Genomic DNA, 13,211 nt, shown 5'->3' with positions numbered 1-13,211 from the left:
TCCTTCCTACTCAGTGAACGTCGCGTTCCTCCGGTTACGCACCATCCACATTCCGGCGGCGAGTGATGTGAGCGCGACCAGGAGCGCCACGAGTGCGATGCTCGCACCCGTCGACGGCAGGAGTCCTCCTTGCGGATCCCCCGAGGCATCCGGGCCCTTAGTCGCAGTGTCGTCCTTACCGTCCGAATCACCATCGGATCCGGGTCCCGGCGTCGGCTCCGGTGTGGGCTCCGGTGTGGGCTCGACGGGCTCGGGCGCCTCCGCCGCGAAGGGCACCAGCGGATTCGTGATGGTCACCTGCCGCAGTTGCTGATCACTCGCGAAATCGTGCGCGGTGATGACCACCCGGTCCTCATAGGCGTCCAGCACCAGACCCCTGTTGACATCGCGCGTAACGACCTCCGTGATGCCCCGCGTGTCCTCCCCACGCGCGTCCCACTCCACTTGCATCGTCAGAGTGTTCACTGCCCAGAATCCATCCGGATGTCCCCCATCGACGCGGCGCTGCACCGCCCAATCACCCAGCTCCGCCGGATAGTGGGTGTGACCACTGAGCACGATGGCATTCGGGTAATTCGCCAGCATCGTCGTCAGACGGTCATTGTGCTGATGGTGGTTGCTGTACCACGGGATCCAGGAGGCGGAGACCGTGTTACCGAGCGGGAAGTGGCTCATGACCACGACCTGCTTGTCCTGGGCCGTCCAGTGCGCCAGCCGCTCGGACAGGAACCGCACCTGCTCCTCATTCATCGGCACATCCGTCGGACCTGCCGCATCCTGGCCGAGCACGATGACCGGAACATCACCACCGGACCCCTGGAGGACATACTCGTCCCAGACGCGGTCCCGCTCGGCGAAGTCCAGGAATCGCTGACGGTTCGCCTCGAACCCGCCGGCCGCATACCGCTCATGGTTGCCGATCGCCGCGATCGTCTGACGCGGCAGGATATCGCTCGCGCCGCCCATGACATCGTAGATCTCGTCCCACTCCGCTTCAGTTCCGCTGTGGACGATATCGCCGACCATGAGCAGACCATCGGCATCGGGTGAGAGTTCACGGAAATCTCGCAGCCCGTGGGCCAGGTCCTGGGGATGTCCCTGGATATCCGAGACCACCCAGGCGCTGGTCGGCTCACCCTTCACAGGCAGCGCCACCCGCTGTAGGGCGATCGAGTCGATTCCCCAGTAGGAGTCCGTCTCCTCGCCGGTGAAGGTCCACGTCAGACGCGCGGTGGCCGCACCATCGGGCACGGCGAAGGTCGCATTCTGCTGAGCATTGAGCTGCATGCCGTCGTAGCCCGACTCGACGGTTTCGCTGTCCAGACGCAGGAACTCGGAGGATTCTCCATCGTCGAAGCTGACGGCGACGACACCACTGTGCTGACCGGTGCCCCGGTAGTGGCTGTCGAAGGTCAGGCGCAGCTCGCGCTCGCCCTCGACGGTGATCGGTTCACTCGTAAGGGTGGCGGTCGCCGAACCGAGACCCTGGGCGGGATCGGCAACGGCGATCGTTCCCTGGGCGCGCCCGAAGCGATGGCGCATGCGGTCGATACTCGAACTCCAGGAGTCCCGCGTGCTGAAGACCCAGCCTTCGGCCTCCCATCCCTCGGGTGACGTGGACCCGGCCCCGTCGAAGGACTGCCGATAGATGATGCCATCGGTCTCCGGGCCGGTGGTGACCGGGTCGATCGGGTCGACGACGCCCGGCTTCGACGTGACCCGGAGATCGTGCGGTCCTGCCAGGATCTCGTAACCGTCCTGGGCAAGCAGATACACGCGGTACGCACCGGCGGCCAGACCATCGGTGGAGAACTCCACGGTTCCGGCAGCCTCCGGCGCGTAGGCCCACAATGTCGAGGCCTGGTCTCCTGGAGCACCATCGCTCTCGCGGTAAATGCCGATCCAATTGGTCGCATGAGGCACATCGGTCGTGTAGTCGACGCGCATCGTCTGTCCCTGCTCGATATCGGCTGACTCCAGCGTCAGGCTCGACCCCGATGCCTCGGCGATGGTGAACGCAGCCGGTTCGCCGAGGCGTTCCCATCCGTCGTCGTAGAGGAACTCGACGCGGTAGTCACCCGGCGGGAGGTCACGTCCTCCCCGATCATGCAACGGGATGCTGACCGTCCCGGAGTCACCCGGTGCATAGACCCACGCCATGCCGAGACCCGACCCGGGTTCCGGCGTCCCCGCGTCGTAGATCGCGACCCAGTTCTTGTCGGACGTGCGATCGGTCTCGTAGGTCACCGTGACCTCTCCACCCGGCTCGACGGTCGACGACTCCAGGCTGACCGTCGACCCCGAGGCCGCGGCGACCGGAGACGACATCGGTGACAGGCTGAGCAGGAGGGTGAACGCGAGGGCACCGACGAGGACCAGGAGAGTACGCCGTCGCTCCTTCACGAAGAGCGGGCGGGGCCGCCCCGGCGATGTATCAAGGCTGGACATGAAGATGTGACCTTTCCTAGTGAGGTGGGTGGACGGTCGCTCGAACCGCGAGATGGTCCGAGGGGAATGAGTTGTCCGCGTGGTCGGGAATGAGACGGCAAACGCCTTCGTGATGGGAGAGCCCGTCCCCAGGGTCGACACCCGGCGGGGTCGAGCCATGGTGATCGGCGTTCACGACCTCCAGACCGGACACATAGATGAAGTCGATCCGGTCACGAGGCTCTGTCGCAGGTGATTCGAGATAGGACCACGTGAGACCGGGAGCCACGCCACTGTCGGGATGGATATGGCGGAATGCATCGACATAGCCAGCCTCGATCAGCCGGGCGGTGGCTGGCCACTCGACGAGGGGCCGATGGACGCCGTTCCAGTCGGCAGGTGATGGCACATTGAAGTCTCCGGCGATGATGACGGGGATGTCACCGATCTCGGCGCGAAGTCGATCCGTCTCGGACAGGATCGTCCGGGATTGCGCGTCGCGTCGCCCCTCCCCCGGCAGTTCGAGCACCTCGGCGCGCGCCGAGGGCAGGGCTGGCCCGCGATAGGGCCCGTAGTCGGTGTGGTCGAGATGGACTGACCACACGAGGAGGGAACCCAGCCGTGTCTCGGCCAGGGCGGCGGTTGCATAGGGCTCGGTATCCGTCGCCAGCGGATGCAGCGGGGAACTCGCGAGGATCGCGGTGTCGTGTCCCTGCTGCGCATGGGCCAGCCCCATCGCCGTCGCCAGCCGGTCCGCCGCGTCGCCGACACATTCCTGGAGGAAGACGATGTCGGCTTGCTGTTCGCGCAGTATCTCTGCCTGCCGGCGCGGCCCGTCCTTCATCCGCGTACCGCCGAACCAGAGATTCCAGTTGTAGAGTCGCAGACCCTCACCTTCGTGTCGCGTCATCGCGACCACCCCTGGGCGACCCGTCCCGGCTCAATGACGCTGATCTGATCCAGCGCTCCCAGACGGTGGTGTGCCGCGATCTCGATCGTGGGATCGGGGTTGACGCCCACGACCGTCAGTCCCGCGGCACGTGCCGCGCTCGCACCGTGTGGCGAGTCCTCGAGAGCGACCGCACGCATCGGATCGACATCGAGTCGGCGCAGGGCGGCTTCGTAGATATCGGGTGCGGGTTTGCCGCGCACGACATCTTCGATCGTGCAGACGGTCTCGACCATCGCCAGGATCCCGGCCTGGTCGAGCAGCCGGGTGACGTCCTGACGGCTCCCATTGCTCGCGACGGCGATCGGCACCGTGCCCGCCAGAGAGGCGATCAACTCTCGCGCTCCCGGCATCGGCCGGACTGCGGCTGTCAGGAGCCCCGAGTACCGGGCCGACAATGCCGCGACGAGCTCCCCGGCGGCGATGCTGTCGCCTCCGGCGGAGCAACCCGCGGCTTCCAGCAGCCGCAGCGCGGTGTCATCGACCGAAAGACCGAGGAAATCGTAGGCGTCCTGGTCACATTCGCCGTGTTCGGCGAGCCACTGCTCGACCATCTGGAGCCAGACCGACTCGGAGTCCATCAGCAGACCGTCACAGTCCACCACGACCGCTGCGACGTCCAGCCGGACCGGGCCGTCCGAGCTATCGAGGTGCAGCCGGGCACCTGGCTGAAGACGGCGCCTCATACGGCCATCACATCCGGCGTGGACGACGTGGAGGCGATGCGCAAAGCGGGTTCCGCCGCCAGGTATGGGGTCACACGTGTCCCGACGAGCACCGACCCCGCCTCCGCGGTGGACACCGAGGAGACGATGTCCGGACGATCCTCGTCACCGGACGCGCGTACGAGCGTGCGCTCGCCGATGAAGGTGTGCGCGACCACGACATGGGTACCGGTGGCCTCAGGCTGGAGCCGAAGATCCTCCGGCCTCACGTAGAGGGTGTCGCGTCCGGGACCCGGGTGGTGGACCTCCAGACGACCACTGCCACACGAGGGTGACACGCCGATCTCGCTGATCGTGCCGACGAAACTCGCGACGAACTGTGTACGCGGCCGATGATAGATCTCGCGCGGCGCGGCGATCTGCTCGATCGATCCGTGGTTGACCACAGCCACCCGGTCGGCGATCGACATCGCTTCTTCCTGATCGTGGGTGACGAACATGGTCGTGATACCCAGCTGCTGTTGCAGTCTGCGGATCTCGTCGCGGATCTGGCGCCGAACGATCGCGTCCAGAGCGGAGAGAGGCTCGTCGAGGAGCAGTACCTTCGGCTGGACGGCCAAGGCACGGGCCAGGGCGACACGCTGTTGTTGGCCGCCGGAGAGTTCGTGAGGGTACCGGCTTGAGAGAGCGCCGAGGCCGCACATCTCCAGTAGTTCCTGTCCCCGCCGGGACCGTTCAGCCGCTCCGGTGCCACGGATGCGCAGTCCGTACTCGACATTCGCGGCGACCGACAGATGCGGGAAGAGGCTGTAGGCCTGGAACACCATGCCGATGTCCCGCTTGTTGGCGGGTAGATCAGTAATATCGCGGCCGTCGACGAGCACCCTGCCCGAGGTGGGCCGCTCGAAACCGGCGAGGATGCGAAGGGCCGTGGTCTTGCCACAGCCCGAGGGTCCGAGTACGGCCACCAGTTCACCGGCACGCAGGTGCAGATCGAGTTCGCGCAACACCGTCGTAGTGCCGAAGGACTTGGAGACGTGATCGAGGACGACCTCATTGGGGGGATTGGTCATCGCGGAGTGGAACCTTCCTGTGCGGAGACGGGAGCGGGAGTGGAGGCCGATAGGGCGGGGTCGTCCGGGGTGCGCCGATGCAAGACTTCGTACCGGCTTGCCGCGAAGGAAGCGATGAGCAGCAGCGCCCACGTGGTCAGATTCAGCAGCACGGCCAGTGCGATCGAAGCACGGAAATCGGTCGAGGAGACCGTGAACAACCAGACGGGAACCGTCTCTCGGTTGAGAGTCGCCGCAATCGCGAATTCGCCGAAACAGACCGCGGTGGCGAAGAAGACCGAGAAGAGGACCGGTCCGCGAATGCAAGGAATCACGACACGCCAGATGGTGCCGACGGTGCTCGACCCGAGACTCGCTGAACCCTCGACCAGTTCCTTGAGGGCGATGGTCCGCAGGCCCGCATCGACGGATCGGAAGGTGAACGGCAAGCACAGGACGACATAGGTTCCGACGAGGATCAGCGGAAGCTCGGGGTGTTGCAGGAACTGGCTGATCCTGCTCGGAAGCGATCCGCGTCCCTGCTGGGCTCCCCACCGAAGGAGTGCCACCGTTCCGGCCGCGACGGCGATGGGCGGCACCACCAGCGGAAGTGTGCACAGAACCTCGAGCACTGATCGGAGTCTCGGCGCCCACAGGTGCACTGCGACCACGGCAGGAACGAGCACCGCGATCAGGGTGACGATGGTCAGAGCCGTGATGAGCAAGGTCCGCGTGATGGCAGGTCCGAGATCGGGATCCTGGGTGAGCCGTGACAATACCTCAAAGGAAAGTTCACCCCCGGGAAAGAAGGCATAGGCGATACTGGAGATCACCGGAACCGTGACGTAGAGGGCGACGGCGAGGATGGGCAGCCACCATCCGAGTCGCCACCGGCGCGCCCCCGTCATCGGATCCACCTGGCCGCTCGGCGCTGCAGGCGATTGAAGACCAGGAGGACGATGATCGCGACGAATACCATCGTCAATCCCAGCGCCATCGCGGCACCTTCACCGGCCGAACTCGCCCCCGAGCGCAGTTCCGAGGCGATGGTGAGCGGGATCAAGGGGAAGGCACCGCTGCCGATCAGCACGGCGGCGGATGCGTAGGTGGCGAAGGCTGCTCCGAAGAGCAAGACCCATCCGCTCAAGAGCGCGGGCCTGGCGATCGGCAGCCCGACCCGCAGCCAGTAGGTGAGCCGTCCGCCACCGAGCGCGGTATTCGCCTCCGACCACTCGCGCCGCAACCCGACGAAGGTCGGCAGGGTCACCATGATCATCGTGGGGATCAGGAAGTACTGGTACATGACGACGAGTCCTTGCCAGCTGTAGAGCGAGAAGCCGATCGCCCCCAGGCCCAGTGCTTCGAAGACGAATCCGGTATTGCCGAGCGTGACGATGAAGGCGAAGGCCAGTGGGGCGCCCCCGTCATTGGCGAGCACCGAGGAGAAGACGGCCACGACAGAGTCGAGCCACCGGTGCCGCAGCTGGGCGATGCAGAAGGCGGCGAGGGCACCGACCACGGCCGCGATGGTCGAGCCGACGAAAGAGACGAGCAGCGAATTGACGATCGCCCGCGAACGCGAGGACAGGCCGGTGAAGTGATCCAGCCCGAAGCCGTCAGTCCCGTCGGGTCCCTCGACGGTGAAGGCGACGATCGCCATCCCCACGATCGGGACGAGGAAGAACAGGGTGATGACCAGTAGGAGGGGTGCTGACGTGATCATCGCCGGAGATCGCAGGGCGGCCCTCACAGAGGCGCGAGACGAGGTCGCGCCACCCGTCGCCGCCGGATCCTGGAGATCCGGCGGCGACGACGGCGCGATCGTCATCGGATGGCCTCAGCCCACAACTCCGACAGCGCCTCCTGATTGGCCGTGCGCTGTTCGAGGGTCGGGGTCGGCGCCTCGATCCCGTCCTGGTTGGGCAGCTGCGACAGCGCCTCCTCGTCGACCGTGCCTGCCTCGATCATGGCGTCGAGGCGGGTCGGGGTGACGTAGCCCTCGAGCAGCAGGTTCTGTCCCTCATCGGAGAACAGGAACTCCAGGAAGAGCCGGGCGACCGCCGGGTGCGGGGCGTCGGCATTGACCGATGCGGTGTAGAAGGAGGACACCTGGCCGTCCTCGGGAAGGTTGATCTCCAACTCGATGTCGGAGCTCTCGAGCAGATCATTCGCGATCGGCTTCAGCAGGTAGTCCCAGTTGATGACGATCGGCGTCTCCCCCGTCTCGATGGTGCCGGCGCTCGCCTCGACCGGCACGAAGACGCCGAGATCGCTGAGTTCTCCGAAGAACTCCGCGCCGGGCGCGATGTCGTCGAAGCTGCCGCCATTGGCGAGGGCCGCGGCCTGGACCACCATGAAGCCCGATTCGCCCGTGGTCGGGTCGCCGGGGATCGCCACCTGACCGGCATAGCGTTCATCGCGCAGGTCCGAGAAATTCTTGGGGCAGACCTCGACGCGCGATGTATCGCATCCGATGGCGATCGTGCCACCGAGATGATGGATCCAGGTGCCTGAGTCCGAACGCAGTTCGCTGGGCACGTCCTCGACGGTCTCGGGTGAGTATGTGGCCAGGAGTCCGTCCCGGTCGGCTTCGTCGGCGAAGCTGAGGCCGATGTCGAGGTAGTCGAGGGAATCGTCCTGGCCCTGGCGATTGACGACGGCATTGACCAGATCCTGGCTCGATCCGGTGGACGTGTCGTTGTTGATCTCGATGTCGTACTTCTCGGAGAATGCTTCGAGCAGGCCGCCGTAGTTGGCCCAGTCCTCGTAGAGGCCCATGGCATTGAAGGTGCCTTCGGCCTGCGCGTCCTCGATCAGCTTCTCCATGCCGCCGCCGTCCTCGGCCGAGGTCGCCTCGCGCCAGCCCTCGGAGGTCTCGGACTCCGCGGACCCGGAACAGGCCGCCAAGGTGAGAGCAGCCATCGTGCTGCCGACGATGGCGCAGGTTCGGAGGATTCTCATCGCTTCGTGCCTTTCTTCGTTTCGGATGGGCTGTTGCCCACGTGTTGAGCACCGGGTTGGCGATAACTTCACTAGTGAAGTAGCTTCAACGTAGAAAGGTTCACTGGTGAAAATGTCGTGACGGCGGACGCTCGGTGAACGGAAGGAGACAGTTCCGGATGTCCGGAGTGTCGATCGCCCGAAGGAGGCGTGACAGATGAAGGACTTCGCATTCGAGTCCATCGCTCAAGAGTTGCGGGAGCAGATCACCAGCGGCACCTACCCCGTCGGATGCGCCCTGCCCTCGGAACGTGAGTTGAGCGCGCGCTATGACGTGTCCGTGGGAACCGTGCGTGTCGCCCTGAAGGAACTGGTGAACGAGGGCACGGTCGACGGCGGACGGGGGCGTCCCAAGACCGTGGTGCGGGTTCCCGCTCCCCCAGCGACCTTCGAGGAATTCCGCAGCTTCGCACAGTGGGCAGCGCAACAAGGACGTGTCCCCGGCGGGCGCACCCTGGAGTCGCAGTGGCGTATCAGTTCGACATCGGATAACGAGCTCTTGGGGGTTCCAGAGGGCGCCCGGGTACTCCAGGTCGGCCGACTACGCTTCCTCGACGGCGAGATCGTGATGCTGGAGCAGACTCGCTACCCGGAGTGGCTGGGAGAGATCATCGCTCAGCTCCCAGCCGACACCCCATCGGTCACGGCCCTCCTCGCGGAACGGCATGACGTCCACTTCAGCCATGCGGAGCATGTCTTCAGCGCTGAAGCTGCTCGCCAGCAGGTCGCCGCGCGGCTCGAGGTCGCCCGGGGGGCACCGCTGCTCGTTCATCGCAGAGTCTCTCGTGATTCCAGCGGATCGAGCCTGGAATGGTCGATCGACCGCTACATCGCGGGCAAGGTCATGCTGACCGCCGGAAGCTCGTGGCATTCCACCCCGATGCGCTGGACGGTCCCCGACGGCCACGAGATGTAAGTGCTCGGCAATCTCCCCGAATCAGCCAGGAGGCTCAGCACGACGGAACCGGCTGGCCATATCTCCGCTGTCCCGCCGAGCATATCGCCGCCAGGGTGACGTCCCGCTCATCCCCGAGGAGTCGCCCGAAGGACTCTGGCAGATCGGCACTCCGCATGGGATGAACGCGGGACCGCGTCAGCCCGAGGACGGCTCTCGTTTCGTACGGGCTACAGCGCACCGCGAGTTCCCGGCGATGCGATCACCGAACTCAAGCGACTTCAGAGAGAGAGCTCCGCGATCTCCCGTGGGGCCCACGACTACGCCCCCTTCGGGACGGTAGGCGGCGAGCTCCGATGCAACAGCGAGGAGATTTCGCGGACCGAGGACCCCGTGGCTCTGCTGCGCCATCGCGCATGAGGTAGAAGGTCAGCCGCTGCGAAGCCACTTTGCACCCCTGTCGCCGTGAGGCGAGCACAGATGCGCTTGCCTGTGCAGCAACAGCCTACCGAGCCGTCCTCCACAGGCTCGCGCTCGACGCGTGAGCGTCGAGGGCAGAACTGCTATGCTGTGAGTAATCGTTCAGCCCGTCCAGGTCTCCTGGTGCGGGCTGGATCTCTTTTCGGGGGATGAGGCCATGGGGCAGTCGGTCAAGCCGTTTGCGAGCATCGCTGACCAGGTCTCAATTTAGTCCGAGCGCGGTCTGGTGCTGGACTCTGGAGTCGCCGCACATTGGCTACGGGCGGTCGGCTACTACCGACTGAGTGGCTACTGGTACCCCTACCGGCAGTTCACTCCGCACATGCCGGAGGACCGAGGCGACCAGTTCATACCGGACACTACGTTCGACGAGGTCGTGCGGCTGTACGAGTTCGATCGCAAGCTGCGCACCCTCGTCCACGATGGCGTCGAACGGATCGAGGTCGCCCTGCGCAGCCATGTCAGCTACGTGGTCGGCGAGACCGACCCGCTGGCCTACCAAGATGCCGCCCATTTCCGGCCGACGTTCGATCACGGAGCCTGGCTGTCTACAGTTCGCGGACGTGTCGCACGCGCGAGGCGGCACAGCGAGCCGATTCGTCATCATGAGTCCCGGTACGACGGCACCTTGCCGATCTGGGTGCTCACCGAAGTGCTCGACTTCTCAGATGTCTCCAGGCTCTACGACGGCATGCTTGCCCGTGACCAATGGCGGATCGCGGAACAGCTGGGGGTGCACGTGAACGACAGCCTCCTGAGCGTCAACCAACGCAAGAAGGCACGAAAAGCACACCCGCTCGCCCGCTGGTTCGAGCACTTGACGGTTCTCCGGAACACCTGCGCTCACCACAGCCGGGTCTGGAATCGCTCCTTCACCCCGGTCAGCACCGCTGCACTCCGAACGATCGATGGCCTCGACTGCCTGCCGCACGGGCAGAGCGAGCGAGTGTTCGGCGCGCTGACCGTCATGGGCCATCTGCTGCAGCAGACCTCTCCCGGAACGACGTGGACCATGAAGGTTCGGTCGCTGATCGAGAGTACGTTCACGCCCCTGGCCGGCCGAGCAGTCGCCGAGATGGGATTCCCCCGAGATTGGCAGCATGCATCCTTGTGGGCAGAGCAATGAAAGCAGATGCGGAAGAGTCATCGTCCGTCATGGAATCTCAGCACGAGTCGACCGATCCCGATCCCTCTGAGCACCTTGCACTGGCACGTGAAGTTCGTGACATGTATGTCCGGCAGCCGCCGGCACTGGCGACGTTTCTCGCGGTCTTGAAGGGAGAGTCTCCTCCGCTTCCTCCACCGCGTGCGAGGCGCGAGAGCGACCGGAAGCCATCCACACCCGCCTCCGAGCCGGATGATGCCCTTCGCTCCGTACTTGCAATCGTGGTCGTCTACTGCAACGGAGCGACGCAACAGCAGATCGCGACAACCTCGGGCGTGCATGTGCAGACTATCCGCGCGATCCTCCGCGAAGCCGGCGTCAAGGTCAGCGAGCACGACGCAACCTTCACCGAGGATGAACTCCAGACCATACGCAGACTTCACGCAGATGGAGTGAGCGCCCGCGAACTCGGTCGTCGATACGGAGTCGCGCACACCACGATCTTGCGACAGGTGCGCTGACCGTTGCGCCTGGATTGCACTGGTTGCCCATGCACGAACCGATGCAACCCCGTGCAACGGGAGCGCACCACCGGGGAATGCTGCCTGACCTGCGGACTTGCACACATCGCGGATTGCGCGCACCACGGATGCTTGTGCTCCAGGTGGTGTGCTGGTTCAGGACTTGTGCTCCCGGTGGGATTCGAACCCACACTGGGACGGGTTTAAGCCGTCTGCCTCTGCCGTTGGGCTACGGGAGCGTCTCCCTCGTCAGGTGCGGACGGCCACGTTGATCGGCTCCTCGCCCGCGGCCAGGGCACGCACCTGGCGGTGCACCACCTTCTCGATACGCGGGCGCATCGCCGAGGTCATTCCGCCGACATGCGGGGTGATGATGACATTCGGCGCGGTCCAGAGGGGATGATCGTCCGGCAACGGCTCGGGATCGAAGACATCGCTCGCGAAGCGGATGCGCGGCAGTGCCCGCAGCACAGCATCGGTATCGACCACCTTGCCCCGCGCCACATTGACGACGATCGCATCATCGGGCAGCGCGGCGAGGAAGTCGTCGTCGATCAGGCCCGCCGTCTGCTCGGTGAGCGGCACCGCCACGATCACGACGTCGGCGCGCGGCAGCAGCTGGGGCAGCTCGCTCGTCGCATGCACGTGTCCCCGCTCGTCATCGCGGGCGGACGTGCCGACCCGGATCAGCTCGCAGCCGAAGCCGTCGAGCCGCTTGGCGATCTCCCCGCCGATCCCTCCGATGCCGAGCAGGAGAACGCGCTTGTCGATGAGACTCGAGGTGAAGGACTTGACCCACTCCCCTCGTGACTGCTGGCCGCCGAAGACATCGAGGCGACGCGCCGATGCCAGCGCGAGGGTCACGGCCAGCTCGGCCGTCGACTCCTCGTGCACACCGATCGCATTACAGAAGATCCCGCCGGCCGGCAGATTCTCCGCTACGCCGTCGAAACCGAGGGACTGCCCCTGGATGACACCGACGCGACTCGTGTCGACCGAGGCCATCGCGGACGGATCGAGAGTGTACGGCCAGAGCACGAGGTCGAGATCGCCGTCCGGCTGCGGACCCTGTGTGTCCCACACCAGCAGCTCGAGTCCGAGTCCCATGTCGTTGAGGCTGTCGAGCCAGCTCGCGTCCGGCACGCTCACGCGCATCGCCATCAGTCACCCCTCCTAGTCGCGGCACCCCACGCGATGCCGTCGAGAATGTCGTGTTCGCTGACAGTCAGTGTGTCCGTCGAGAGCGGAAGAAGCTCGACGAGCCGATCCAGGATCAACGCCCCCGCCCCGATGACATCCGCGCGCCCCGGGTGCATGAACGGCAGCGCCCGACGATCCGCCACCGACATGGAGGCCAGCGACAGACAAGCCTCGCGGACATCATCCACGTGCAATCGCGCACCGTGGATCGCCTCGGAGTCATACGAGCCGAGCCCCAACGAATGTGCCGCGATCGTCGTGACCGTCCCGGCGACACCGACGAACAGATCAGCGGGCTCCAGCCCCTCGACAGCCGGCACGACCAGCGCATCGATCGCCGTCATGCACGCCGTCATCTCTCCGACCGAAGGCGGATCACCCGGAAGATAGCGCTCAGTCAAACGGACGGAGCCGATGTCCAGCGAGGTGGCGAACCCGATGTCCTCTCCCTCGCCGACGACGATCTCCGTGGAGCCTCCGCCCAGATCGACCAACAACGTCCGCGCGCCGTCGAGTTCGCGAGTGGCGCCGTCGAAGGAGGCCCGTGCCTCACGCTCCCCCGAAAGGATCTCCGGCCGAACCCCGAGCACCGACTCGACCGCCGACGAGAACTCCTCGGCATTCGCGGCATCCCGCACCGCCGAGGTGGCGCAGAAGCGGATCGTCGTGGCGTCGAGCATGGCGATGAACTCGGCGTACTCGCGAGTGGCCGCCATCGTGCGGTCGATGGCCTCGCGGCTGAGCCGCCCGGACGTGTCGACCCCCTGGCCCAGCCGCACGATGCGCATCTCGCGCAGGAGATCGGTCTTGGACTCGCCGTCGACATCGCAGACGAGCAGGCGGATCGAATTGGTTCCACAGTCGATTGCGGCGACGCGCTCCGGCATGCCAACACCCTAGCGATGACACCGGCCTCC

12 protein-coding genes and 1 tRNA gene are annotated in these 13,211 nt (G+C 65.5%); 3 read left to right on the top strand and 10 right to left on the bottom strand.

All coding sequences use genetic code 11. The features are described from left to right. Positions 1-6: 6 nt before the first annotated feature. The 7 genes from BHE97_RS20300 to BHE97_RS00310 all read right to left on the bottom strand — a co-directional run bounded on the left by BHE97_RS20300 (position 7) and on the right by BHE97_RS00310 (position 8,054). Positions 7-2,448, bottom strand: coding sequence for a DUF4073 domain-containing protein (locus BHE97_RS20300; protein ID WP_201791252.1), 2,442 nt, complete (start codon positions 2,446-2,448; stop codon positions 7-9). Positions 2,449-2,464: 16 nt separating this feature from the next. Next, on the bottom strand, positions 2,465-3,337 hold the full coding sequence (locus BHE97_RS00335; RefSeq protein ID WP_140399917.1) for an endonuclease/exonuclease/phosphatase family protein: 873 nt from the start codon (positions 3,335-3,337) through the stop codon (positions 2,465-2,467). Next, positions 3,334-4,062, bottom strand: coding sequence for an HAD family phosphatase (locus tag BHE97_RS00330; protein WP_087622032.1), 729 nt, complete (start codon positions 4,060-4,062; stop codon positions 3,334-3,336). The genes BHE97_RS00335 and BHE97_RS00330 overlap by 4 nt, the downstream gene beginning before the upstream one ends. Then, positions 4,059-5,114 carry an ABC transporter ATP-binding protein gene (locus BHE97_RS00325; protein WP_087622031.1) on the bottom strand — a complete coding sequence of 352 codons (1,056 nt, stop codon included), beginning with the start codon at positions 5,112-5,114 and terminating at the stop codon, positions 4,059-4,061. Before BHE97_RS00325 ends, BHE97_RS00330 begins: the two co-directional genes overlap by 4 nt. Beyond that, positions 5,111-6,001 carry an ABC transporter permease subunit gene (locus BHE97_RS00320; protein ID WP_087622030.1) on the bottom strand — a complete coding sequence of 297 codons (891 nt, stop codon included), beginning with the start codon at positions 5,999-6,001 and terminating at the stop codon, positions 5,111-5,113. Before BHE97_RS00320 ends, BHE97_RS00325 begins: the two co-directional genes overlap by 4 nt. Next, a complete protein-coding gene (locus tag BHE97_RS00315; RefSeq protein ID WP_201791251.1) occupies positions 5,998-6,816 on the bottom strand; it encodes an ABC transporter permease subunit in 819 nt (272 codons plus the stop codon). The genes BHE97_RS00320 and BHE97_RS00315 overlap by 4 nt, the downstream gene beginning before the upstream one ends. Before the next feature lie 101 nt (positions 6,817-6,917). Further along, entirely contained in the window at positions 6,918-8,054 is a 1,137-nt protein-coding gene (locus tag BHE97_RS00310; protein WP_087622028.1) for an extracellular solute-binding protein, read from the bottom strand. A 196-nt stretch (positions 8,055-8,250) separates the two neighbouring features. On the opposite strand from BHE97_RS00310, the gene BHE97_RS00305 reads away from it, so the two are divergent. The 3 genes from BHE97_RS00305 (at position 8,251) to BHE97_RS19645 (ending at position 11,094) form a co-directional block, all read left to right on the top strand. Beyond that, complete coding sequence (locus tag BHE97_RS00305) at positions 8,251-9,009, top strand: GntR family transcriptional regulator (protein ID WP_087622027.1); 759 nt, start codon at positions 8,251-8,253, stop codon at positions 9,007-9,009. Positions 9,010-9,694: 685 nt separating this feature from the next. After that, on the top strand, positions 9,695-10,594 hold the full coding sequence (locus BHE97_RS00300; RefSeq protein ID WP_201791250.1) for an Abi family protein: 900 nt from the start codon (positions 9,695-9,697) through the stop codon (positions 10,592-10,594). 29 nt (positions 10,595-10,623) lie between these two features. Next, positions 10,624-11,094 carry a hypothetical protein gene (locus BHE97_RS19645; RefSeq protein ID WP_236757452.1) on the top strand — a complete coding sequence of 157 codons (471 nt, stop codon included), beginning with the start codon at positions 10,624-10,626 and terminating at the stop codon, positions 11,092-11,094. A gap of 166 nt (positions 11,095-11,260) precedes the next feature. Here the strand turns inward: BHE97_RS19645 and BHE97_RS00290 are convergent. The 3 genes from BHE97_RS00290 to BHE97_RS00280 all read right to left on the bottom strand — a co-directional run bounded on the left by BHE97_RS00290 (position 11,261) and on the right by BHE97_RS00280 (position 13,181). Next, positions 11,261-11,333: transfer RNA gene (locus BHE97_RS00290), tRNA-Leu, on the bottom strand. A 10-nt stretch (positions 11,334-11,343) separates the two neighbouring features. Beyond that, entirely contained in the window at positions 11,344-12,255 is a 912-nt protein-coding gene (locus tag BHE97_RS00285) for a 2-hydroxyacid dehydrogenase (RefSeq protein WP_201791249.1), read from the bottom strand. Next, positions 12,255-13,181 carry a Ppx/GppA phosphatase family protein gene (locus BHE97_RS00280; RefSeq protein WP_087622024.1) on the bottom strand — a complete coding sequence of 309 codons (927 nt, stop codon included), beginning with the start codon at positions 13,179-13,181 and terminating at the stop codon, positions 12,255-12,257. Before BHE97_RS00280 ends, BHE97_RS00285 begins: the two co-directional genes overlap by 1 nt. Positions 13,182-13,211: the final 30 nt, after the last annotated feature.

It is taken from the genome of Aeromicrobium sp. PE09-221, from assembly GCF_002174305.1.
GTDB lineage: Bacteria > Actinomycetota > Actinomycetes > Propionibacteriales > Nocardioidaceae > Aeromicrobium.
Note: the sequence above shows the minus strand (reverse complement) of the source record. Positions and strands in the feature narration are given on the sequence as shown.

What these genes read in the sequence shown, in the direction of transcription:
- BHE97_RS00320 (WP_087622030.1), bottom strand. Translation starts at nt 6,001, where the DNA reads ATGACGGGGGCGCGCCGGTGGCGACTCGGATGGTGGCTGCCCATCCTC.
- BHE97_RS00335 (WP_140399917.1), bottom strand. Translation starts at nt 3,337, where the DNA reads ATGACGCGACACGAAGGTGAGGGTCTGCGACTCTACAACTGGAATCTC.
- BHE97_RS00285 (WP_201791249.1), bottom strand. Translation starts at nt 12,255, where the DNA reads ATGGCGATGCGCGTGAGCGTGCCGGACGCGAGCTGGCTCGACAGCCTC.
- BHE97_RS00310 (WP_087622028.1), bottom strand. Translation starts at nt 8,054, where the DNA reads ATGAGAATCCTCCGAACCTGCGCCATCGTCGGCAGCACGATGGCTGCT.
- BHE97_RS00325 (WP_087622031.1), bottom strand. Translation starts at nt 5,114, where the DNA reads ATGACCAATCCCCCCAATGAGGTCGTCCTCGATCACGTCTCCAAGTCC.
- BHE97_RS00280 (WP_087622024.1), bottom strand. Translation starts at nt 13,181, where the DNA reads ATGCCGGAGCGCGTCGCCGCAATCGACTGTGGAACCAATTCGATCCGC.
- BHE97_RS00330 (WP_087622032.1), bottom strand. Translation starts at nt 4,062, where the DNA reads ATGAGGCGCCGTCTTCAGCCAGGTGCCCGGCTGCACCTCGATAGCTCG.
- BHE97_RS00315 (WP_201791251.1), bottom strand. Translation starts at nt 6,816, where the DNA reads ATGATCACGTCAGCACCCCTCCTACTGGTCATCACCCTGTTCTTCCTC.
- BHE97_RS20300 (WP_201791252.1), bottom strand. Translation starts at nt 2,448, where the DNA reads ATGTCCAGCCTTGATACATCGCCGGGGCGGCCCCGCCCGCTCTTCGTG.
- BHE97_RS00305 (WP_087622027.1), top strand. Translation starts at nt 8,251, where the DNA reads ATGAAGGACTTCGCATTCGAGTCCATCGCTCAAGAGTTGCGGGAGCAG.
- BHE97_RS19645 (WP_236757452.1), top strand. Translation starts at nt 10,624, where the DNA reads ATGGAATCTCAGCACGAGTCGACCGATCCCGATCCCTCTGAGCACCTT.